This window comes from Photorhabdus sp. RM323S (genome assembly GCF_042879375.1).
GTDB classification, from domain to species: domain Bacteria; phylum Pseudomonadota; class Gammaproteobacteria; order Enterobacterales; family Enterobacteriaceae; genus Photorhabdus; species Photorhabdus tasmaniensis.
In genome coordinates this window covers 18,648-42,975 of the sequence record NZ_JBHFKZ010000015.1, presented here as the reverse complement: position 1 = coordinate 42,975, position 24,328 = coordinate 18,648, and the positions used below count along the sequence as shown (strand labels likewise).

The following is a 24,328-nucleotide window of genomic DNA, read 5'->3' as shown; positions in this document are numbered from 1 at the left end:
ACTGTTTATTGCCCATTGACCCGGGCATTAGGAACATCAATTGGTAAAGGTGCCCAACCTACAGCGGCACCACTGTCATAACGCAAATCCACATAATCTACTCTTTTCTTTGTGTTCTGCTGTAGCAGCGGATAAAGCTCGATAAAACGTTTAATACGGCCTGTTGTATCCATTCTTCCCAGCTTCAGCCTGATATCATTATCCAGTGTCAGTTGCCAGGAACGACGCGCAGTCATTGCCGCCACTTTCAATTTCAGTTTATTGGCAGCAAGAAGTTTAGCCATAGCCCGATAGCCATCAAGTACCTCTTTCTCGCTGCCTTGTGGACCATAAAGCATCGGGAAATTGCCTTTAGCTTCCCATTCAGCCGGTATACTAAATACCAGCCCTTCTGCATCCAGCATCTGTGAATCATTCCAACGCGCATAAGGAACATATTCTACCAGATGAATTCTCAGTTCATCAGGCCACTGTTTACGAACAGTGACTTGTCTTATCCACGGCATCCGTTCAATACGTTGCTGAATAATATTCACATCCTGCGTCATGAAAGTTCCCGGTTGCCCTAATGACAAAATTGCCTGCCGGATATCATCATTGGTAGTGTAGTGACGCTCACCCGTTACCACCAATTTTGAAATAGGCAATCTATTAGCATCTTTCATCCAGTTCAGGACGGCCAAGCCACCCCAAACAATGGTCCCAATGACCATCAGGAAGAAAATAAGCCCTGCCAAATAAGAGCCGTTACTGGGGCGGGAACTGTTATTTTCATTATCCCGCTCCCTTACTTTCAGGGCCGCTTGAGACATATCAATCAGCCAACTCCAAAATCTTTACCACCAACTGTGAAAAACTTAATCCAGCCTGACGCGCTGCTATCGGCACTAAGCTGTGACTGGTCATCCCTGGAGAGGTATTCACTTCCAGCAGATAGAAACCGCCATCAGTATCCATCATGACATCCACCCGTCCCCAACCGCTGCATCCAACTGATTTATAAGCTTTAAGTGCTATTTCTGTCAGTTGTTGCTCTTTTTCATCACTTAAGCCACTTGGACAAAAATACTTTGTTTCTTCAGACAGATATTTTGCATCATAGTCATAAAAAACAGCAGCGGGTTGAATACGAATAGAAGGTAAAGCCGTATCACCGAGGATAGCTACTGTGTATTCCGGGCCGTACAGCCATTTTTCTACCAGTAAGTCAGTGTCAAAATGAAATGCCGTTTCCAGAGCACCACGTAACTCTGAAATCTCATTCACTTTAGTCATTCCAACACTGGAACCCTCCAGGCTTGGCTTAACAATTAATGGCAAACCTAAATCGGCCACATACTCTTTGAGTTGCAAATCAGTAAATTGTTCAAATTGCTTAGAATTAATTGGAACATAAGGTGAAACAGTTAGCCCGATCCCTTGCCATAACTGTTTTGTCCGTAATTTATCCATCGACAATGCAGAAGCCATCACGCCACTACCGGTATAAGGCAGCTGCAAAAATTCTAAGACACCTTGCAAAGTACCATCTTCCCCACCACGCCCATGAAGCGCGATAAAGACTTTTTCAAATCCCGCCTCTTTCAACTGAGTTACAGGAAAATCCTTTGTATCAACCGGATGTGCATTAATACCTGCTTCTTTCAATCCAGCCAGCACGGCTTGTCCCGATAACAGTGAAACTTCACGTTCAGCGGAAGTTCCTCCCAACAGTACCGCGACTTTCTCAGCCATTGTGTTTTTCCTCATCCAAAGATGGTTGTAATTTTGTTTCAGCCAGATTACGCGCTATTTTGCCTATATTTCCGGCGCCCTGAACCAGAACTAAATCATTACCGTCCAGTACTTGTGCCAACACAGCAGTCACCTTTTCCGGATCAGATACCAGAATGGGATCCAACTTACCGCGGCTACGGATTGTACGGCACAACGAACGGCTATCGGCCCCTGGAATAACGGCTTCGCCAGCAGAGTAAACATCCAGCATCAGTAATACATCTACCTGATTCAATACATTGGCAAAGTCGTCATACAGATCACGAGTCCGGGTATAACGATGAGGCTGAAATACCATCACAATACGTTTATCCGGCCAGCCAGCACGGGCAGCTTTAACGGTTGCATCCACTTCCGTTGGATGATGACCATAATCATCAACCAGCATTGCACTGCCTTCTTTGCCGTTAACATGTTCCAGAGAGAAATTCCCCAGAAAATCAAAACGACGCCCGGTTCCTTGAAAACCTGCCAACGCAGCCAGAATATGGTTGCCAGCAATGCCTTCCTCAGTCGCAACAGCAACTGCTGCCGCTGCATTCAGCGCATTATGGCGGCCCGGTGCGTTCAATACGACTTTCAGATCAGCCATATCTTGACGACTGACAGTAAAATACCCCTGTGCACCTTTTTGCTCATAATGAGTAATACGTACGTCTGCTTCCTCACTAAAGCCATAAGTCGTGATATAGCGTCCCACGCGAGGGATTAACTCTTTGACAACCGGATCATCAATACACATCACCGCACGCCCGTAGAAAGGCAGGTTATGCAGGAAGTTAATAAATGTCTGTTTCAGGTTTTCAAAGTCACCATGATAGGTATCCATATGGTCCGCTTCGATATTGGTAATTACCGCCACCATCGGCTGTAAATGCAGGAAAGAAGCATCACTTTCATCAGCTTCCGCAATTAAATAACGGCTGCTGCCAAGACGGGCGTGTGTTCCTGCGGCTTTAACTAAACCACCATTAACAAAAGTGGGATCTAAGCCAGCCTGTGCATAGATGCTGGAAATCATCGCTGTTGTTGTTGTTTTGCCATGAGTGCCGGCAATAGCAATACCATGACGGTAACGCATTAGTTCTGCCAGCATCTCCGCTCTGCGAATGACCGGGATTCGGGCTTCACGCGCAGCGATAATTTCCGGGTTATCCACCTGTATTGCGGTTGAAGCCACAACAACACTGGCATCCAGTACATTTTCAGGACGATGGTTAAAGTAAATCTGAGCGCCCAGTTTAGTGAGTTGCCGAGTTACCGGATTTGGTGCCAAATCAGATCCACTAATCTGATAACCTTCATTAGCTAACACTTCGGCGATCCCCCCCATGCCAGCACCACCAATGCCGACAAAGTGGATATGCCTGACTTTTCTCATCTCAGGCACGAAAGCTCTTAATTTCGCCAATTGTTGTGTATTCACGTTTTTTTCTTCACTATATAGGTTTACTTCATCGTCCTGTTTAAGACGATCGGAATTATTTTTTCGCTGCATTGCTCAATGCCGCCGATACTCGCTCAGTTGCATCAACAATTGCTGCTGAACGGGCTTTCTCTGCCATTTTCAACAATTGTGGACGCTGCCACTGAATTAATAATTCGATTACTGCATCAACCGTAAATTGAGGTTGCTCCAGTATTTTTGCCGCGCCAGCCTTTTCCAGCGGTAACGCATTCCAGTATTGCTGGCGATCTTTATGCTGAAATGGGACAAAAATTCCAGGTAATCCAGCCGCTGCCATTTCGCTGACCGTCAACGCGCCAGAACGGCAAATCACCAGATCAGCCCAAGCATAAGCTTGCGCCATATCATCAATAAATTCAGTAATCTTATGTTCGCATTTAACTGAGTTGTGATGGGAATTATTGTTATAGGCATTCCGGACATTTTCTTCAGCCCCTTTACCTGTCTGATGCCAAACCGTAATTTTATCACCCATACGGGCAGCAATTTCAGGCATTGTCTGGTTCAGAATTCTCGCCCCCTGACTGCCACCAACAACCAAAATCCGAATTGGGCCTTCACGCTCTGCCAAACGTTGCTCAGGTGTGGGTAATGCCAGCACATCTTCGCGAACAGGGTTCCCAACAACAGGCGCTTTTGGGAACGCCCCGGGAAATGCCTGTAAAACCGTTGTCGCGATTTTCGCCAACCACTGGTTTGTCAACCCGGCAATGCCATTCTGTTCATGCAGGACAACCGGAACACCACACATCCACGCAGCAATGCCACCCGGACCAGAAACATATCCTCCCATTCCGAGCACAACATCTGGTTGATAGCGACGCATAATCACCTTTGCCTGATGGATCGCTTTGAAAATTCGTGCCGGAGCGACTAACAGTGCTTTGAGCCCTTTACCTCGCAGGCCAGAAATCTGAATAAATTCAATCTCAATGCCATGTTTTGGCACTAAATCGGCTTCCATGCGATCTGCTGTTCCCAGCCAGCGAACTTCCCAGCCCTGGTCTTTTAAATGATGTGCCACAGCCAGGCCTGGAAAGACATGCCCTCCGGTTCCACCTGCCATCACCATTAAACGTCGGGTTTTTCCACTCATCGTGGACTCCTTACAAACGCCTGTGCTTTTGCCAGGCGTGTTTCAAAATCAATTCTTAATAGCAATACGATAGCTGTTGACATAATCAGCAAACTTGAGCCACCGTAACTAATCAGAGGTAAAGTCAACCCTTTAGTCGGCAGCATACCCGCAGCTGCTCCAACGTTAACCAGAGCTTGAAAACTGAACCAGATACCAACCGAACAAGCCAGAAAACCGGAAAAACGCTGATCTATCTGCAATGCGCGACGACCTATAGTCATCGCGCGAAAAGCGACGAAGAATATCATTAACAACACCAAAACCACACCTACGTAACCCAATTCTTCTGCCAAAACAGAGAAAATAAAGTCAGTATGTGCTTCCGGCAGATATTCCAGCTTCTGAACTGAATTCCCTAACCCTTGCCCTAAAAACTCCCCTCGACCAAAAGCCATCAAAGATTGCGTTAACTGATAACCTTTGCCATACGGATCTTCCCAGGGATCCAGAAAAGAAGTGACACGGCGTATACGGTAAGGTTCAGCAATAATCAGCAAAACTACCGCAAATACCCCTGAACCAATAATCGCCAGAAATTGCCATAGTTTTGCTCCCGCCAGAAATAACATGGCTAATGTTGTTACAAACAGCACAACCACAGTTCCCAAGTCAGGCTGGGCCAGAAGTAGTACAGCCAACACGACCATCACTCCCATTGGCTTACAGAATCCCCAGAAGTTATTCCGTACTTCTTCTACTTTGCGCACCAAATAACTGGCGAGATAACAAAACAAAGAAAGTTTCGATAATTCAGCAGGCTGAATTCTCAAAGGCCCCAACGCAATCCAACGTGATGCACCGTTTACTGAGCTTCCTACCACCAGCACAACCAGCAGCAGAATAACGGAAATAAGCAGCATCAGGTTACTATAGCGTTGCCAGAAATCCATCGGAATACGCAGTGTGATTAATGACAATCCGAAAGCCAGCAATAGATAAATCGCATCACGTTTGGCAAACAGAAAAGGATCTTCTGCAAGACGCTGCCCAACCGGCATTGACGCCGAAGTCACCATGACAAAGCCGATAATCCCCAATCCGAGAGTCAGCCAAACCAGTGTGCGATCGTACAACACCATATTGGTGACATCAGTTTCACGACCACCAATAACCCAGTCTTTTAATCTACTGAACCCCGGAATAGACATCAGCCCAACTCCTCTGCCAAACGGGCAAACTCATGACCGCGCTGTTCAAAATTACGAAACTGATCAAGGCTTGCACAAGCGGGAGATAACAGCACCATGTCGCCAGCAACCAATCGCGGTGCAATATCACGTATCGCCTGTTCCATCGTTTCAGTCAATGTCGCCATTTCTGGATGTAGTTGCGCCAATCGTTTCCCATCACGGCCAAAGCAGTAAAGCCGAACTTTATTTCCACTAAGGAAAGGCTTGAGCGGAGAAAAGTCTGCCGATTTACCATCGCCGCCCAACAACAAATAAAGCGTGCCATCCAGCTTCAGACCATTAAGCGCCGCTTCTGTACTGCCAACATTGGTCGCTTTAGAATCGTTAATCCAGCGCACCCCATTCTTCATATGGACAAGTTGGAAACGATGGTCAAGCCCCGGATAAACTTTCAATGCCGCCAAACTGGCTTTACGGGGGATCCCAACCGTATCGGCTAATGCCAGTGCAGCCAATCCATTTACGTAGTTATGCCGCCCTGTCAGTTTGATTTCATTTGTCGCCAGTAGTGATTGGTTGTGAACTTTTAAAAGAACACTTTTACTATCAAGCTGGTAGTCGCCACAATCAACACCAAAGCTGACACAACGGTTATCCATACCCATTTCAGGCAATGTCAGAGGATCCTGAGCATTCACCACGCATCTCTTCGCCTGATGATAAATTCTCAATTTAGCTGCCCGGTACTGAGATAACCCCTGCGGATAACGGTCCATATGATCCTCAGTCACATTAAGCACAGTGGCTGCCGCTGCTTTCAGGCTATATGTGGTTTCCAACTGGAAGCTGGAAAGTTCTAAGACATAAAGCTGACAGGATTTCTTCAATAATTCCAATGCAGGAAGGCCAATATTACCGCCCACCCCTACCTGCCAATTAGCCGCTTTCGCCATTTCACCAACCAGGTTGGTGACAGTACTTTTACCATTAGAACCTGTAATTGCGACTATCGGTGCTGTTGCTTCACGACAAAACAACTCGATATCACCAACAATTTCAATGCCTGCATTAGCCGCAGCCTGCAACTCAACTGTTGTCAGAGCAATCCCTGGGCTTGCAACAATCAAATCAGCATCCATCAACCAGCCAGCATTCAGACTGCCACTATGACACTCAACATCATCAGGCAATTTATCTCCGCCAGGTGGTGCTGAACGGGTATCCATTACACGGGGGATCACACCTCGCGCCATAAAAAAGTCAACACAGGAGAGGCCAGTCAGCCCCAAACCGATAATGACGACTTTTTTACCCAAATAATTTGCCATGATTAACGTACCTTCAATGTTGCCAGGCCAATCAGTACTAATATCAGAGAAATAATCCAAAAACGCACGATAACACGCGGTTCCGGCCAACCTTTCAATTCATAATGATGGTGAATAGGTGCCATACGGAAAATACGCTGTCCACGCAGTTTAAAAGACCCTACCTGTAAGATGACTGACAGGGTTTCTACCACGAATACTCCACCCATAATGACCAGCAAAAATTCCTGACGCAGCAACACCGCAATGGTCCCAAGCGCACCACCTAGTGCCAAAGAACCCACATCACCCATGAAAACCTGAGCCGGATAAGTGTTGAACCACAGGAAACCTAATCCAGCGCCAACAATCGCAGTACAGACGATAACCAGTTCACCAGCATGGTTTAGGTAAGGAATATGCAGATAGTTGGCAAAATTGACGTTACCGGTTGCCCATGCCACCAAGGCAAAACCAGCCGCAACAAAAACGGTTGGCATAATTGCCAAACCATCCAACCCGTCAGTTAGATTCACCGCGTTGCTGGTTCCGACAATCACGAAGTAGGTCAACAGAATGTAAAGCACACCCAGTTGTGGCATCACATCTTTAAAGAATGGCACGACTAATTGTGTTGCCGGGGTATCTTTCCCGACGCTGTACATCGCAAATGCCACAGCCAATGCCAGAGCGGACTGCCAGAAATACTTCCAACGGGCAATCAACCCTTTAGTATCTTTGCGCACAACTTTGCGGTAATCATCCACGAAACCAACGATACCGTAACCAATCAGAACAATCAGCACACACCAGACATAGGGGTTATTCAGGCGTGCCCACAACAGTACAGAAATCGTGATTGAAAACAGGATCAACAGACCACCCATGGTCGGTGTACCACGTTTGCTAAAGTGAGATTCCGGCCCATCATTGCGAACAACCTGCCCAATTTGTAATTTTTGCAGGAAGGCGATTAAGCGCGGCCCCATCCACAATGCGATAGCCAGTGCAGTCAGCAGGCTGACGATAGCCCTAAACGTCAGGTAAGAAAAGACGTTAAAGCCGGTATGATACTTGATCAGATATTCGGCCAGCCAAACTAACATGTGAAGCTCTCCTGTAATGCGCTGACGACATCTTCCATTGCAGTACTGCGCGAACCTTTAACTAAAACTGAAATCACTTTGTGTTGTTGTAATAGTGGAACCAATGCTGCAACCAACGCAGTCTTATCCACAAAATGCTGACCACAACCACTCGCTTCACTAATATGAGCACTTGATGTACCCACACTAAATACGCTGTCGATACCACCAGAAGCTATAGCTTCACCAACCTGACGATGGTAGTCTTTTGATTGTTCACCCAACGCGCCCATATCGCCAACGACCATCGCTTTGTAACCTGGCATCTGTGATAATACTTGAGCCGCAACGGTCATCGAACCGACATTGGCGTTATAAGTGTCATCAAGTAGCAATTTTCCTTCTGCCAGTTTGATTGGAAACAACCGACCTGGTACAGGTTTCAGCTCGGATAAGCCAAGACGGATATCTTTTAGCGTTGCGCCAACAGAAATTGCCAACGCACTAGCAGCTAACGCATTGGCAACATTATGTTTTCCAGGTAATGGCAACGCGATTTCTGTGCTGCCAACTGGGGTATGCAGACAAAAGTTAGTCGTTAGCTGTTTGACCTGAATATCTGTCGCGTAAAAATTAGTGTCTGATGCTTGTTGTATGGAAAAACGCTGTACTGTTTTGTCACCGATAGCTTGTTGCCAGTGCGCCCAGTCATTACTTTCCATATTGATAATGGCAGTACCATTTTCTGGAAGACCGACAAAAATTTCTCCTTTCGCTTTTGCAATACCCGCCAGAGAACCAAAATCTTCCAGGTGTGCAGTAGATAGGTTATTTACCAGTGCCGTTTCTGGTCGGGTCATTTCCGTGGTATAGGCGATCTCACCAATATGGCTTGCGCCTAATTCAATCACAGCAAACTCATGTTGTTCTGTCAGTCTGAACAATGTCAGCGGCACGCCAATATCATTATTCAGGTTGCCCGCAGTATAGAGCGTATTACCGCACTGACGCAGAATCGCAGCGGTCATCTCTTTCACCGATGTTTTACCGGATGACCCCGTCAGCGCAACGACACGGGCGTTACTCTGTTGACGAACCCAACCAGCCAATTGCCCCATAGCCAGACGAGTATCTTTGACCACAACTTGCGGACAATTAACATCCAGTACACGGCTGACCAGCAAAGCACTGGTACCCGCTTTTACTGCATCAACAGAAAAATCATGGGCATCAAAACGTTCACCCTTTAATGCAATAAACAGACTGCCATTTCCAACTTTACGGCTGTCAGTAGTAACATCACTGATACAGATATCTGCGGCCTGCTGCTCGGTAACCTGTTTCAGCGTGCCATCAGTGATTTGCACTAGTTGTTGCAGTGTGAGGGAAATCATGCGATCACCCCCAGTAACCGGGCAGCAGTCAATCGATCTGAGTAATCAAGGCGACGATGACCTACCAATTGATAATCTTCATGGCCTTTACCTGCAATCAATACAACATCATCTGCTCTTGCCTGCATAATGGCACTGGTTACCGCTTCAACACGGCTATGAATCGCTATCGCGCGGCCCGGATCAATAAAACCCGTCAGAATGTCAGCAACAATTGTCTGAGGCTCTTCACTGCGCGGGTTATCATCAGTAACAATCACATAATCAGCCCACTGTTCTGCCACACCTCCCATCAGAGGACGTTTGCCTTTATCGCGATCGCCACCACAACCAAAAACGCACCAAAGTTTACCTTTACAATGCAAGCGTGCAGCCGCCAACGCTTTCTCCAGCGCATCAGGTGTATGAGCATAATCGACAACCACCACCGGTTTGCCTGGTGCAGTGAATACTTCCATCCGCCCACAGACCGGCGACAGGCAGGAAGCAGTTTCAAGCAGCTTTTCCAGTGGATAGTCCAAAGCTAATAAGGTGGAAAGTGCCAACAACAAGTTGCTGACGTTAAATGCTCCCATCAGGGAACTATCAATTGTACCGCCTCCCCAACTGGACTCGAAAGTAATAGAGACACCTTTACCGTAATATTTTATTTCACGAGCCGCCAACCAACGCCCCTGCCAGTTTTCCGGCAGACGGTTTTCCATCGTCACAGCAACTGCTTGTGGTAAACGGGATAACCACTTCAGGCCAATATCATCATCAGCATTAATGATTTGCTGTTTCACATTGTGAGTAGCGAATAACAACCACTTAGCTGCTTCGTAGTGCTCCATATCACCGTGGTAATCAAGATGATCACGGCTCAAATTGGTAAATATCGCCGCCTCAAATGGCAGCGCGGCCACCCGCCCCTGAATCAGCCCGTGAGAAGAAACCTCCATTGCCGCAAAGGTCGCTCCTTGCCGAACAAGTTGTTGCAGATCCAGTTGAATATCAACGGCTGAACCGGTGGTATTTTCACTCGGTGCCACTCGCCCCAGTAATCCATTACCAACAGTTCCCATTACTGCACTGGTTTCACCCAATCCGTGACTCCACTGAGCAATTAATTGAGTAGTGGTTGTTTTTCCATTGGTTCCAGTGACACCAATCAGACGCAATTTATTACCAGGATGGCGATAAAACTCACCGGCTAATTGTGATAACTTATTATTCAAATCGCTCACATAAACAACCGGAACACCGTGCATAACCTGCACAGTCCCGTTATCAGCCTCGCCCTGGGCTTCTGCAATAACCGCCGCAACACCTTGTGCGATGGCCTGAGGAATGTAGTGTCGACCATCTGCCTGATGCCCTTCAATGGCAACAAACAGATCTCCGGCAGCCGATTTACGGCTGTCCAATGTCATTTCGCGTAACGCGCACTCTGGGGCATCAATACCCAATGGCGCGAGTAAATCGCGTAGATTACGATCTGCCACCTGTATCCTCTTTTTTATTAACCACAAATTCATTTTTATCACCTGCTGCCAAAGCATCCGGCTCCACATTCATGATGCGCAGAACACCGCCCATAATGGCACCAAATACCGGCGCAGAAACCGCACCGCCGTAATACTTACCTGCTTGTGGATCATTAATGATCACAACCAGTGCAAATCTTGGATTACTTGCAGGAGCAACACCTGCGGTGTAAGAGATATATCGATCAACATATTTGCCATCCGCCCCGACTTTCCTCGCAGTGCCGGTTTTGATTGCAATCCGATAACCTTTTATCGCGGCCGATGTTCCACCGCCACCGGGCAAAGCCACACTTTCCATCATATGAACCACCGTGCGCATAATTGGCTCAGGAAATACTCTTGTGCCTGGCACGGGTGGATCAACTTTGGTTATCGACAGGGGGCGATAAACGCCCATGCTGCCAATCGTTGCATAGACCCGCGCTAACTGTAACGGTGTTACCATCAGCCCATAGCCGTAAGAAAAGGTGGCCCTATCAAGATCTGACCACCGTTGTTTTTTTATTGGGTATAAGCCACTACTTTCTCCGACCAACCCCAGATTGGTCGGTTTTCCCAACCCAAAGCGTGAATAAACATCCACTAACTCTGTAGCAGGCATCGCTAACGCTAGCCTGGAAACACCGACATTACTCGATTTCTGTAAGATACCCGTGATAGATAATTCTGAATAACGGCCCACATCCCTGATTTCCTTGCCGCTGATCCTATAAGGTACTGTATTAATAACGGTATTTTCTTTAACAATACCATCATTCAGCGCAGCCATGACCACCATAGGTTTAACTGTTGAAGCTGGCTCGAAAATATCGGTAATAGCACGGTTACGCATCGCTTCCTTTGACGTATTGATGCGATTATTTGGGTTATAAGATGGGCTGTTCGCCATTGCCAATACTTCGCCGGTATTAACATCCACCAATACCGCTGTGCCGGATTCTGCTTTATTAAAGGCGACTGCGTTGGTTAATTCGCGATAAACCAGCGACTGCAAACGTTCATCAATACTCAATACCAGATTGTGTGCCGCCAGACTATCAACAGAAGAAATATCTTCGATGACACGGCCAAAGCGATCTTTGCGTACCGTCCGCTCACCTGGCTGACCAGTCAGCCAGCGATCAAAACTTTTTTCGACACCTTCAATGCCCTGACCGTCAACGTTAGTCACACCAATAATATGGGCAGTTACCTGACCTGACGGGTAATAACGCCGGGATTCCTGCCGCAAATAAATTCCCGGCAATTTCAGTTTATGAATATAATCACCAACTGATGGGTTAACCTGACGCGCCAGATAAACAAAGCGGCCTTTAGGATTAGTAATAATTTTACTGGTGAGTTGTTCAACCGGCAGATTAATCGCATCAGACAAGGCTTTCCATCGGGTATCATCAGTAATTCCCCCTTTTTCAAATACCTCTTTTGGATCTGCCCAGACAGCATTTACCGGAACACTGACAGCCAGAGGTCGCCCCAGACGATCGCTAATCATCCCGCGTGCAGTCGGAATTGACTGCACGCGCAGGGAACGCAAATCTCCTTCTTTAACCAATTGCTCCGGATTGATGACTTGCAAGTAAGCCACTCTCAGCAACAAGCAAATTAAAGCAAGAGCAATACCTCCACACAGCAAGGCAAAACGCCAGCTAACAAAACTGGCTTTATCTTCTTGCCGTTTCAACTTCGCAAAGCGTACTGCTTTCATCGCTTACCTTATAATCATCAAATTGACTCACTGTGAAACAACAATGTTTTCCTGTGCAGGATTAACATGCTGCATATGCATTTTTTCAACGGCTATCCGTTCAACCCGGCTGTGATCACCAAGGGCGTTTTCTTCAAGGATCAAATTACGCCACTCGATATCCAACGCATCACGTTCCAATACCAAATGTTCTCTTTCAGCCGTCAACAAACGGGTTTCATGTGTCGTAGTAACAACACTTATGGCTGAAACCATAACAACTATTAGAAGCAACAACGGTATTTTGGCATTCCTAAACAAATCGCTGCCAATAATACCGGTTAACCCATGACGTTCACCTGCCATTATTCGCTAATTTTTTCAGCAAAACGTAGAACAGAACTACGGGCCCGTGGGTTATCAGCCACTTCTTCCTCCGAAGGTTTCATCTTGCCGATAGATTTCAGGCTACGGCCACCTTGCGCTTTCAGTTGCTCTTCTGTCAGTGGCAATCCTGCCGGTACTTGTGGCCCACGACTGTTATGGCGGATAAAGCGCTTAACAATGCGATCTTCCAGTGAATGAAAACTGATAACTGAAAGCCGCCCTTGTGGTGCAAGCGCCTGTAATGCACCATCCAGCGCCTGCTCAATCTCTTCCAGCTCACTGTTGATATAAATCCTGATAGCCTGGAAGCTCCTTGTCGCAGGATGCTTATGCTTCTCTTTCACCGGACTGGCCTGAGCAATCAAATCGGCCAGCGCTTTTGTCCGGGTAATTGGCTCTTCCTGATTACGTGTAACAATGGCTCTGGCAATACGTTTAGCGAAACGTTCTTCACCAAACGTTTTCAACACCCATGCAATATCATCCGCTTCTGCTTTCATTAGCCATTCGGCTGCTGATTGCCCGCGAGTCGGATCCATCCGCATATCCAGTGGCCCGTCACGCATAAAAGAAAAACCACGCTCCGGGTCATCCAGTTGAGGTGAAGAAACACCTAAATCCAGTAATACACCATTGATTTTGCCGGTCAGCCCGACCTCTTCCACATGGTGAGCCAAAGCAGAAAACGGGCCATGTATTATTGAAAAACGCGGATCTGTGATCGCTTTTGCCGCTTCAATTGCCTGCGGATCACGATCAATTGCAATTAAACGACCTGCTGCCCCCAGTTGCGACAAAATCAGACGCGAATGCCCACCACGGCCAAATGTGCCATCAATATAGATTCCATTTTCACGAATATTCAGTCCATTGACTGCTTCATCCAGCAATACACTGGTATGTTTAAAATGACTGTTTGCCATGTTTATAGTGATAAGTCCTGTAGCCGTACTGATAAAGGTTCCTGAGTAGATCGCTCAGTCGCAATGTCATCCTTAACCTGTTGATACCAAGTCTGCTCATTCCACAGTTCAAATTTGTTGAACTGACCAACCAGCATGACCTCTTTGGCTAGCCCTGCGTGCTGGCGCAGTGTATTAGCTAACAAAAGACGTCCTGCACTATCCATTTGGCATTCACTGGCATGACCTAAGAGCAAACGTTGTACCCGGCGCTCCGCCGGATTCATGCTGGATAAGCGGGAGAGCTTTTCTTCAATAATTTCCCATTCAGGTAGTGTATAAAGCAACAGGCATGGCTGATGGAGGTCAATGGTACAAACCATTTGCCCTTGTGATTCCTCGTTTAGCATAACCCGGTATCGGGTAGGTACGGCGAGCCGTCCCTTGCTATCGAGATTAACCAACGTTGCTCCACGAAACATCTCAAGTTGCCTTAGGCGATCAAAAATTACCACTTTATCCCACTAATCCCCACAATAAGGAGTTTACGGATGGGACGAAAACCTTGTCAAGCCAGAGCCGATGCGCTTTAGCTATATTTTGTAGAAGAATTTTGGCAGTTAAGGGGGATAACTATTAAATTTAGCAATATCAATAATAATTAAAGCTATGATAATTTTGAATAATTTTACAAGCAAAGGAGAATAAAGGTTGACGATAAAATAATGAAAAAATAATTGTGTTATTAATTTATTTACATAATTTACATTTCATTACTGTTTGACAACTGTACAGCAATATTTGTCATTTCATTTGATGCATTCAACGTTAAAACCAATTGGCAATAAAAATACCGTACGATAAATATTATTAAAATCAATTTAATGTATAAATAGTAGTAAAAATAAAGTAGAAAATAGATAAACACCAATCTGAAAAGACGTTGCTACCTGCCCTTCCTTCTACTAAATAATTTATGTATGAACGAAATTGCATTTGAGGACGCTGAAACACTCAAATAAACATTGTCTTAAAGTTGCCCTTGTATATTTTTTTACAAATCTGGTAGCAAAAGCGCCCCATCAAAGAATTAATGAGGCGCTTTTATCATCATTTCCGACTCAAACTTCCTCGCCGGCATAAGTCACGGTGTATCCGTGTGATACCGGGTTCTGGCTTCTGCTTTTCATCCAGACTCGCCAATACTAGTTCCAATACCCGTTCTGCCACTTCACGATGACGCTGCGCTACAGAAAGCACCGGACACTCGAGGAAATCCAATAATTCATGATCACCAAAAGTCGCAATGACCAATTGATTGGGTAACCGGCCACTGTGTTTAAGCGTAACATCCATGACTCCCTGTAACAGAGCAAAAGAGGTAGTGAATAACGCCTGTGGCATTGGGTGAGTTTCCAACCACTTGGCAAACACTTCAGCCGCGGTATCACGCTCATAACTGTTTGAGTAAAGGTACATAACCTTACGAGGATCATCTTTCCATGCTTCACGAAATCCCTGTTCACGCAGAAAACTGACTGACAGTTCGGGTAATGCGCCGAGATACAGCACAGATTCAGCAGGAAATTGACGAAACTCTTGTGCCAACATTTTGGCATCTTCAAAGTCATCGCCCACTACGCTGATAAAATGTTCATTTTCTAATGCACGATCAAGCGCAACAATAGGTAAAGAGCGGTTTGCCCAGCGCTGATAAAAAGGATGCTCCGGCGGTAATGCGGTAGAAACAATAATTGCGTCTACCTGCCGTTGTAACAAGTGCTCAACGCAGCGCATTTCATTATCAGGCTGATCTTCAGAACAGGCTATCAATAATTGATAACCACGCTGACGAGCCTTGCGTTCAAGATAATTCGCAATGCGGGTATAGCTGGTATTTTCTAAATCTGGGATAACCAGACCAATAGAACGGGTGCGTCCTGCACGGAGACCGGCTGCCACAGCATTAGGATGGTAATTATGCTCTTTGACCACTGCCATCACTTTTTCTACCGTTTTATCACTGACACGGTATTGTTTGGCTTTACCATTAATCACATAACTGGCCGTTGTGCGTGAAACACCTGCAAGGCGGGCGATTTCATCCAGTTTCACATTAACTCCTTCATAGACACCAAAAAAGGCCCTACTTTATCGCAGAGCCTCATAAATGTATGTATATTGCCCCGCAGTTTGCGATTTTTCATCGCATAATTTTATCCCCACGAGATACACCAACAATACCGGAACGAGCAACTTCAGCAATTTCAGCAACGTCACGAACGGCATCCAGAAATGCATCCAGTTTATCGCTGGTTCCTACCAGTTGTACGGTATACAAGGTAGAAGTCACATCCACGATCTGCCCACGGAAAATATCGGTACTGCGCTTAATCTCTTCTCGTCCATACCCACTGGCCTGCAATTTCACCAGCATAATCTCACGTTCTACATGAGAACCCGATACCAACTCGCTGACTCGTAGTACATCCACCAGCTTGTGCAACTGTTTTTCAATCTGTTCAAGTACCCTGGCATCGCCCTTAGTCTGAATTGTCATCCGCGATAATGTTGGATCGTCAGTTGGTGCCACAGTTAAGCTTTCAATATTGTAGCCACGCTGAGAAAACAGACCAACAACACGGGACAAAGCCCCTGATTCGTTTTCAAGTAATACAGATAAAATCCGGCGCATAATCAGGTTCTCTCCGTTTTGCTTAACCACATCTCATCCATTGCTCCTCCACGGATCTGCATAGGATATACGTGTTCAGTTTCATCCACTGTGACATCAACAAATACCAGCCGCTGATTTTCAGTCACCTCTTTCAAGGCTTCTGCCAATTTACCTTCCAGCTCGTCATAACTCTGGATAGAAATGCCAACATGACCATAAGCCTCAGCCAGTTTGACAAAATCAGGCAAAGATTCCATATAGGACTGAGAGTGGCGGCCTGCATAAATCATGTCTTGCCATTGTTTTATCATCCCCAGGAAACGGTTATTCAAGTTCAGAACCAGTACCGGCAACCCATATTGCAACGCCGTGGACAATTCCTGAATATTCATCTGAATACTACCATCCCCCGTAACACAGACTACCATTGCTTCCGGTTTCACCAGTTTGACCCCCAATGCAGCCGGTAAGCCAAATCCCATCGTCCCTAAACCACCGGAACTGATCCAACGTCTTGGCTTGTCAAATGGGTAATGCAATGCAACAAACATCTGATGTTGTCCAACATCTGAAGTGACATAAGCTTCACCTTTAGTCAGACGATAGAGAACCTCGATAGCCGCTTGCGGTTTAATCTTTTCACTACTGCGATCAAAATTGAGACATTTACGGCTACGCCATTGCTGAATAGATAACCACCAATCTTTCAGCGCATCCGGGTCCTGTGTATCTTCCACTGTCTCCAACAGTTCCAACATTTGCCGCAGCACCTGTTTAGCATCACCAACAATAGGTATATCTGCGGCAACCGTTTTCGAAATTGATGTTGGATCGATATCAATATGCAAAACAGTTGCTTCCGGACAATATTTCGCCAAGTTATTGGTTGTACGATCATCAAAACGTACACCAACAGCAAAAATCACATCGGAATTATGCATTGCTTTGTTAGCTTCAAATGTACCGTGCATACCGAGCATTCCCAGGCTTTGCTGGTGAGTTGCCGGAAAACTGCCTAACCCCATCAGGGAGCTTACAACCGGAATATTGAATTTTTCTGCCAATACCAGCAATTCTGCTGAACAATCCGCATTAATTGCCCCACCGCCCACATATATGATTGGTTTCTTCGCATTCAACAGTTTTCTTAATGCCCGTTTAATCTGCCCTTTATGCCCTTGCACCGTCGGATTATAAGAACGCATACTTATCTGCTCAGGATAAACATAAGCGTGTTTTACTGCCGGATTTACCGTATCTTTTGGTAAATCAATGACTACCGGCCCCGGGCGACCACTGGCGGCCAAATAGAAGGCTTTTTTCAGTACTTTCGGAATATCTTCCGCTTTTTTCACTAAAAAGCTGTGTTTCACAATTGGGCGGGAGATCCCCACCATGTCACATTCCTGGAATGCATCATTACCAATCAGGGAACTGGCTACCTGACCGGACAATACAACCATTGGAATTGAATCCATATAAGCTGTCGCAATGCCCGTGATGGCATTGGTCGCCCCCGGCCCGGAAGTGACCAATACCACACCAACCTTTCCCGTGGAACGAGCATAGCCGTCAGCCATATGAACCGCACCCTGCTCATGGCGTACCAGGATATGTTCAATTCCCCCAACCGTATGCAAGGCATCGTAAATATCCAGTACTGCGCCGCCTGGATAACCGAATACATGTTCAACGCCCTGATCAATTAACGATCGGACGACTATTTCAGCTCCTGATAACATCTCCATAGGTTTTCCTCCAGGCTCTGTTTGCAAGTTAATAAATCGGAAGTTCCTTCCACTTTTATTTTAGTAAGGCGAATGGCCTCTCAGCGATATATTGATGCTGAGTTAATTAACATAACGCTAGAAACAGGTGTTAGCAATGCGAATAAAGGCAGAATAGCAACTTTATGGCAGTTCTAAATGCCTTCTGTAAGCGTTATCTTACTATCAAGAAGCTAAAAGTAAGTAGAATATGAGTGGCTATACCTGAAAAGAACGACAATATATAGGTATTATCCGGTATATATACGATAAAAAACTAAAAAACAGTTTTCAAAATCGTTTAAGTCACCACAGCATAAATCTGATAAAGGAAGTGTGGACGAATACCTCAAATAATTTAATGATAATTTCATCGTGTCTGAATAACTATTATGAATAATTCATTTAGGCAAAATCTATTTACTTCATTTTAATTAGAGAATAAGATAGAAGTGATTATTTTCCCTTGGAAGACTAACTCCATACATTTAATATTTACCTGAATACATAAATATTCATTTTCATAATTCAACAACCAAATGTAATAATCAGTGAAAATGAATTTATTTCTTATTAGTCATACGCCATATTCATTAAAATAGCCAAGTTATGAATATAAGTAAACTTGGCATATCTACAAAACAGCAAGACATTTATTTATAACATTAAATTGTCTTTTAATATCTTCTCTAAATACACCCTCCACTAGCCATCAGTAAAACTGTATCATGACGTGGATTTACGATTTATTAAAACAACCACAATTATGGTTAAAAAAATACCTATAAATGTTGTAAAAAAAACGATGCTTATGGAAAAAAATAAGATATTGTGGAACCTATCAAAGGGCCAAAAAACATGGAAAAACCAACAGAAATTGACGTTAAGCCAAATATTTTAGCCGAGTTATCATTAGTTGCGAATTTCTGCATATAAATGGTAACAATAATATTATTCATAGACGATCCTATTCCTATTATTACCATTGCTAAAAATATAAAAAACAAATTGATTTTATCAGAAAATAAATCGTTAAATTGATTTGTTATTCCTATTAAAAGATACCCCGAACCAGGGCGAGAGCATGAAAGGCTTTATTTTGAACGAATCGCTCAAATAAAACACTTGCCAATGCTTGAACAAGGCCAAATTGAGCGTTTTTTATCCACATATGGATTTCATTACATACAATTTAAGCTCAAAAAACGTTCGCGCTCTAGCCCTGTACCCCGAACCCCACAAAAAGAATGAAGATAACATAATATTTAACGATGTGTTAATCTTAGACTTTCCAAATACTAAACCAATTAGAACACCTGAAATACCTGAAAGACACATAGCAAAACTATAATGGCTTCCATTTAATCCCCGCTTCATAAAGCTAAGAGCTATTAGACCATCTGATAGATAGCCAAAACAAGTTAAAATGGAAATAACAATAAATGAAAACAATATTCTATTATCTTTCATTATATTAAAGTAATTAATTAGTGATATTTTGTTTTTTTTGCGGTTAACATTAATCAATGGTTCTGAAACGAAAATATATAAGACTGCCGAAATAAAATAAAGCACTGATATTAAAATAAGAATTTGTTTTACTGAGTAATAGATAAGAATAAAACCTAAAAATAACGGGGCCGACATTTTGTATATTTGAAATGAAATCTGCCAATAACTAAATTTTTTTTCAAATTGGTTGATTGATATGTTTTTTAATATTAAAAAATTGGAGGGTCCTAAAAATAAACGAAGGATGTTTTTAATAAAATAATAAAGGGTGGGTTCACATGATAAGTGCAACATCGTTCATCTGGAAGTAAACAGGTTCGTATTCCTTTAAATAATTCATTCGGCGTTTTCCCACCCCGTGTTTTTCGGGGGCGATTATTTAATCGATTTACCACAAAATTTATTTCCTGATCAGAGACTTCATTAAAATCAGTTCCCTTTGGAAAGTATTGTCTGATTAACCCATTGATATTCTCATTGATCCCTCTTTCCCAAGGCGAATAAGGATGCGCAAAGTCAATTTGGGTTTCTAACTTTTCACTGATGATTTCATGATCTGCAAACTCCAAACCGTTATCGAATGTGATGGTCTTAACCTTTTGTTTTAACGGGTATAATACTTTCACTGCCTCTTTTGCGACTTCTGATGCCCGCTTGCTATCAAGTTTAACGATAATTGTATACAGTGTCTTGCGATCAACCAACGTTAATAAGACACTTTTTTTATCTTTTCCTATTATCGTATCTCCTTCCCAGTCGCCAATACGTTCTTTTTTATCAACAATTTCCGGGCGCTCATCAATACTGACCCGATTTTTAATTTTGCCTCTCCTTTCATAGCGACCATAACGTTTGCGATAGGGTTTTCTGGCAATTCGCAGATGTTGCCATAAATCACCCCCCTCTATTTTATCTTTATAAATCAGCCTATAAATCGTCTCATGATGCAAAGATATCCCTTTATGTTGTTTCAAATAATCAACCACCTGTTCAGGGCTTAAGTCTTTCCAAATTAACCGTTTTATCCATTTTCTTACTACCGGCGTTATTTTCACGGCTTTCTTAGCAAAATGACGACGTGCCAATCCCTTCAAATGAGCCTGTTCAGGACAGTATGTCTGGACCTCTTGAATTCTCTGCTGATGGTCGACGGACTTCGCTTAAGTGACTCAGCAATGAAAAGCGGTGAAAAACCCGCTTCTTTTAAGCTGGAAACCTGATATCTTTCTGTTTCGGTCAGTTGTGTATAGGCCATAGTGCATTTTCCTTTGGCGAGAAAGATGCCTACTATAGCAACTGACCGCCCTTCTGAAAAATTGCACTTATTAGTCGAATCCGCCATAGTTAATTATTTGTGGGAACCATCACAACTAAAAATGTAACTTGTTGAAAAAATTGTACATTATTTGTTGATTTTTGTGATAAAAATTATATCAAGCTTGGTATGTTTTTCAATAGGTTAATTTGATGTAATCATTTGAATTTATTGTCATTATTTTTTCGGTCATATATTCAATGCGGTTATCATCTCATTAATCACCGACTTTAGTCGGTGGTTGTTGAGTTTTTATTAGTCATAAGCCATATTGATTTAAATAGCCAAGTTATGAATATAAATAAACTTGGCATATCTACAAAACAACAAGACATTTATTTATAACATTGAATTGTCTTTTAATGCCTTTTCTAAGTTAGGAAAAACAGTAAAACCGTCGCTATCTAAGAAATGCCCACCATTAGGGAAACCATACAATTCAGCCCGGAGCTGCTGACTTAAATTTAATGTAAACTGTGGAGGTACAATCTCATCATTAAGCGATAATATTACTATTCGTTGGTTTATTCTGTGTATAAGCGGGTGAAAATCCAAGTTCCCCTCAGTAAATATACTTAATTCGGGTAAAGTCGATAATTTTTCGTAAAATCCTGCAATTAATACAATCCCCCCAATATTTACATTATTAGGTAAAGATGAAATATAACGGAGTGTGGCAATACAACCCAAGCTATGCCCAATAAAAAGCGTTTTTTCATTAGGATTAGGTACACTCTCCTGCAACTTTTCTTGCCATAAATGAGGTGAAGGAGCGTGAGATTCAGGCATATCCGGCACAATTACATGGGCATTTAACCGTTCATATTGACCTTTAAGCCAAGGAAACCAATGATGATCAGGAGTCGCCATAAGGCCATGAACAATAACTACATTATCAAAATTCATCAATTTACCTCATTATACAAAACGTGTCTTATTTACTATGCGCACAAGTATAAAATACTATCATTTAATTTTTATAACTATCTTTTTCGTCATGTCGTTTAAAGTCAGATAATTATACCTTGCTCTAACCTATTAAATAACAAGTGCTCTATTCTAGGCATAGAATGATATCGGTGAATATAATTTTTAAAATTAAACTACAGCTTATTCATCTAATATTGAAATCTTTAAAACCGGATACTCCTGAGATAAATTTAAAGTAGAATATTACTGCAATACCACCTTAAATTTCCCTTGAATAACCGGTCACGCCATATAAAGCTCCAGAAATCAATCCCAATACATAGATTCAATTTCTTCATGGTAACGCTGCATAATAATTTTCCGCCGCAGTTTCAGTGTCGGTGTTAATTCACCCGTTTCCATTGAAAATGGCTGTGGCAGTAATATAAAGCGTTTTACCTGATCGAAGTGAGCAAAGTTTTTCTGAATTTCTTTCAAGCGTTGCTCAAACATATCGATAATCTGATTATGACGCAGTAATTCAACCCGATCATGATATTTGAGATTAATTGATCTTGCATATTCTTCTAATGCTTCATAACAAGGCACGATAAGAGCGGATACAAATTTACGGGTATCAGCAATAACAGCAATATGCTCAATAAAACGATCTTGCCCTAGCCTACTTTCAATCATTTGAGGGGCAATATATTTACCATTCGATGTTTTCATCAAATCTTTCAGACGTTCAGTAATAAATAAATTACCATTTTCATCCAGCTTACCGGCATCACCTGTACGTAACCAGCCATCTTGCGTAAATGTCTGAATGGTTTCTTGCTGATTATTGAAATAGCCTTTCATCACAATTGGGCCACGCACCTGTATCTCATTTTCTTCACTGATACGGACGTCAATCCCAGGTAATGGTGTACCAATAGAGCCAAGCACATAACCTTGCTCTTGCCAACAGGAAACCGTGGCACAGGTTTCTGTCATCCCATAGCCATATTTGATATTTACCCCAACAGCAAGGAAAAACAGGATAATCGTTTCATCCAGATGTGCGCCGGCTGCGGGTAAAAAACGAACCCGGCCACCCAAGATATTACGCAGTTTGCTCAATACCAATTTATCGGCCAACTGATACATCGTAGTTGACCAAGGACAGCTTTTTTTACCTTGCAATTTACGTAAAAACTGACGTTCACCACATTTAATCGCCCAGTTAAATAATTTTCTCCGATGCCAGGGTGCCTGAGCAACCTTTTCAAAAATCGCACTGTAAATTTTTTCGTAAAATCTCGGCACTGCACACATCACTGTCGGGCGAACATCTGCCATAGCTTGACGAACAAAGTTAGTGTCAGTCAGATAAACATTTTGTGCGCCTGTATGCATCACATAAAAGCTCCATGCGCGTTCGAAAACATGGGATAGCGGCAGGAAACTTAAGGAAACATCCTGATCAGTTAACGTCAGACGATGGTCATGTGAATACAACTGATAAGCTAAATTACGGTAATCAAGCATGACACCTTTAGGTTCACCGGTTGTACCAGATGTATATATAAGCGTAAAAAGATCGTCCAGATTGTGGTGAGCAATACGGGTTTCCAATTCAGACTGATGTTGTGACTTATTATCAGTCATAAAGTCAGATAAATGCAGTGCTAATGAACAATCGCGCAAATCAACTGATTCATCTAATACGATGATGTGACTTAACTGAGGACACAGTTCTGGCAAAGTGACCGCGACATCATACTGCGCCTGCCCACCAGCAAACAAAATACGCACACCTGCATCATTAAGAATGAAACCAGCTTGTTCCTGGCTGCTGGTTGCATACAAAGGAACAGTGACTGCCCTGAGTTGTAATACTGCGATATCTGTCAGAGACCACGCCATGCTGTTATGTGCAAAAAGGCCAATTTTTTCCTGTACATCAACCCCAATCTCCAGCAGTGCCCGGCTAATGGCTTTTGTCTTTTTGTCAATATCATGCCAGCTTAATTCGAGTTGTTCATCTGGAGACCATTGACGAAAAGCAATTCTCTCTGGGTATTGTTTGATTTGTTGCTGCAACCGGTTTATCACGTGATAAGGATGTAAATTTTCAGTTATCACAACTCTTTTCCTGTTCGAAAAATTTTCTTCTTATCAGAGAAAAAACAGTGATTTTATTCTCTGATAATGCTTTTTTGCATCACTGATTCGCTTTTCAGCTTACAGGTGTTAGCTATTTTCCTTGCAGTCTACCTATTCCTGAACAACAGGAAAAGAATATTTATCAAAAGTTGATAAATTTGTGATAAAACAAAAAACTCACTACCTGTTTATCCA

The 24,328-nt window shown here is 43.5% G+C and carries 18 protein-coding genes and 1 pseudogene; all 19 read right to left on the bottom strand.

Features of this window, described 5'->3' with window-relative positions; translation table 11 throughout:
- Positions 1–5 precede the first annotated feature (5 nt).
- The gene (gene ftsQ, locus ACGF7G_RS09075) at positions 6–812 is read right to left on the bottom strand and encodes a cell division protein FtsQ (RefSeq protein ID WP_387464881.1); all 807 of its coding nucleotides are present in this window, start codon (positions 810–812) and stop codon (positions 6–8) included.
- Position 813: 1 nt separating this feature from the next.
- Positions 814–1,734, bottom strand: coding sequence for a D-alanine--D-alanine ligase (locus tag ACGF7G_RS09070; protein WP_133814821.1), 921 nt, complete (start codon positions 1,732–1,734; stop codon positions 814–816).
- Positions 1,727–3,202, bottom strand: a complete 1,476-nt coding sequence (gene murC / locus ACGF7G_RS09065) for a UDP-N-acetylmuramate--L-alanine ligase (protein WP_387464935.1) — start codon at positions 3,200–3,202, stop codon at positions 1,727–1,729. The genes ACGF7G_RS09070 and murC overlap by 8 nt, the downstream gene beginning before the upstream one ends.
- Before the next feature lie 55 nt (positions 3,203–3,257).
- Positions 3,258–4,340 carry an undecaprenyldiphospho-muramoylpentapeptide beta-N-acetylglucosaminyltransferase gene (gene murG, locus ACGF7G_RS09060; RefSeq protein WP_387464880.1) on the bottom strand — a complete coding sequence of 361 codons (1,083 nt, stop codon included), beginning with the start codon at positions 4,338–4,340 and terminating at the stop codon, positions 3,258–3,260.
- Positions 4,337–5,530: a cell division protein FtsW gene (gene ftsW / locus ACGF7G_RS09055; RefSeq protein WP_387464878.1), complete on the bottom strand. Its 1,194-nt coding sequence runs from the start codon at positions 5,528–5,530 to the stop codon at positions 4,337–4,339. Before ftsW ends, murG begins: the two co-directional genes overlap by 4 nt.
- Positions 5,530–6,840 (bottom strand): UDP-N-acetylmuramoyl-L-alanine--D-glutamate ligase, encoded by a 1,311-nt coding sequence (gene murD, locus ACGF7G_RS09050; RefSeq protein ID WP_387464876.1) that lies wholly within the window; start codon positions 6,838–6,840, stop codon positions 5,530–5,532. The genes ftsW and murD overlap by 1 nt, the downstream gene beginning before the upstream one ends.
- Positions 6,841–6,842: 2 nt before the next feature.
- Positions 6,843–7,925 (bottom strand): phospho-N-acetylmuramoyl-pentapeptide-transferase, encoded by a 1,083-nt coding sequence (gene mraY, locus ACGF7G_RS09045; RefSeq protein ID WP_387464875.1) that lies wholly within the window; start codon positions 7,923–7,925, stop codon positions 6,843–6,845.
- Positions 7,919–9,298: a UDP-N-acetylmuramoyl-tripeptide--D-alanyl-D-alanine ligase gene (murF, locus tag ACGF7G_RS09040; RefSeq protein ID WP_387464873.1), complete on the bottom strand. Its 1,380-nt coding sequence runs from the start codon at positions 9,296–9,298 to the stop codon at positions 7,919–7,921. The genes mraY and murF overlap by 7 nt, the downstream gene beginning before the upstream one ends.
- The gene (gene murE, locus ACGF7G_RS09035; protein WP_387464871.1) at positions 9,295–10,782 is read right to left on the bottom strand and encodes a UDP-N-acetylmuramoyl-L-alanyl-D-glutamate--2,6-diaminopimelate ligase; all 1,488 of its coding nucleotides are present in this window, start codon (positions 10,780–10,782) and stop codon (positions 9,295–9,297) included. The genes murF and murE overlap by 4 nt, the downstream gene beginning before the upstream one ends.
- Positions 10,769–12,535 carry a peptidoglycan glycosyltransferase FtsI gene (locus ACGF7G_RS09030; RefSeq protein WP_387464870.1) on the bottom strand — a complete coding sequence of 589 codons (1,767 nt, stop codon included), beginning with the start codon at positions 12,533–12,535 and terminating at the stop codon, positions 10,769–10,771. The genes murE and ACGF7G_RS09030 overlap by 14 nt, the downstream gene beginning before the upstream one ends.
- Positions 12,536–12,562: 27 nt before the next feature.
- Positions 12,563–12,883 carry a cell division protein FtsL gene (gene ftsL / locus ACGF7G_RS09025; protein WP_387464934.1) on the bottom strand — a complete coding sequence of 107 codons (321 nt, stop codon included), beginning with the start codon at positions 12,881–12,883 and terminating at the stop codon, positions 12,563–12,565.
- Positions 12,880–13,824 carry a 16S rRNA (cytosine(1402)-N(4))-methyltransferase RsmH gene (gene rsmH / locus ACGF7G_RS09020; protein ID WP_387464868.1) on the bottom strand — a complete coding sequence of 315 codons (945 nt, stop codon included), beginning with the start codon at positions 13,822–13,824 and terminating at the stop codon, positions 12,880–12,882. Before rsmH ends, ftsL begins: the two co-directional genes overlap by 4 nt.
- 2 nt (positions 13,825–13,826) lie before the next feature.
- Positions 13,827–14,285, bottom strand: coding sequence for a division/cell wall cluster transcriptional repressor MraZ (mraZ, locus tag ACGF7G_RS09015; protein WP_133814832.1), 459 nt, complete (start codon positions 14,283–14,285; stop codon positions 13,827–13,829).
- 628 nt (positions 14,286–14,913) lie between these two features.
- Positions 14,914–15,918, bottom strand: coding sequence for a catabolite repressor/activator (gene cra, locus ACGF7G_RS09010; protein ID WP_387464866.1), 1,005 nt, complete (start codon positions 15,916–15,918; stop codon positions 14,914–14,916).
- Positions 15,919–16,006: 88 nt separating this feature from the next.
- The gene (gene ilvN / locus ACGF7G_RS09005; protein ID WP_387464933.1) at positions 16,007–16,498 is read right to left on the bottom strand and encodes an acetolactate synthase small subunit; all 492 of its coding nucleotides are present in this window, start codon (positions 16,496–16,498) and stop codon (positions 16,007–16,009) included.
- 2 nt (positions 16,499–16,500) lie between these two features.
- Positions 16,501–18,228: an acetolactate synthase 3 large subunit gene (ilvI, locus tag ACGF7G_RS09000; protein ID WP_387464865.1), complete on the bottom strand. Its 1,728-nt coding sequence runs from the start codon at positions 18,226–18,228 to the stop codon at positions 16,501–16,503.
- A gap of 1,757 nt (positions 18,229–19,985) precedes the next feature.
- Positions 19,986–21,013, bottom strand: a pseudogene (locus ACGF7G_RS08995) (IS30 family transposase).
- A 399-nt stretch (positions 21,014–21,412) separates the two neighbouring features.
- Positions 21,413–21,979: an RBBP9/YdeN family alpha/beta hydrolase gene (locus ACGF7G_RS08990; protein ID WP_387464863.1), complete on the bottom strand. Its 567-nt coding sequence runs from the start codon at positions 21,977–21,979 to the stop codon at positions 21,413–21,415.
- Positions 21,980–22,309: 330 nt separating this feature from the next.
- On the bottom strand, positions 22,310–24,109 hold the full coding sequence (locus tag ACGF7G_RS08985; protein ID WP_387464932.1) for an AMP-dependent synthetase/ligase: 1,800 nt from the start codon (positions 24,107–24,109) through the stop codon (positions 22,310–22,312).
- Positions 24,110–24,328: the final 219 nt, after the last annotated feature.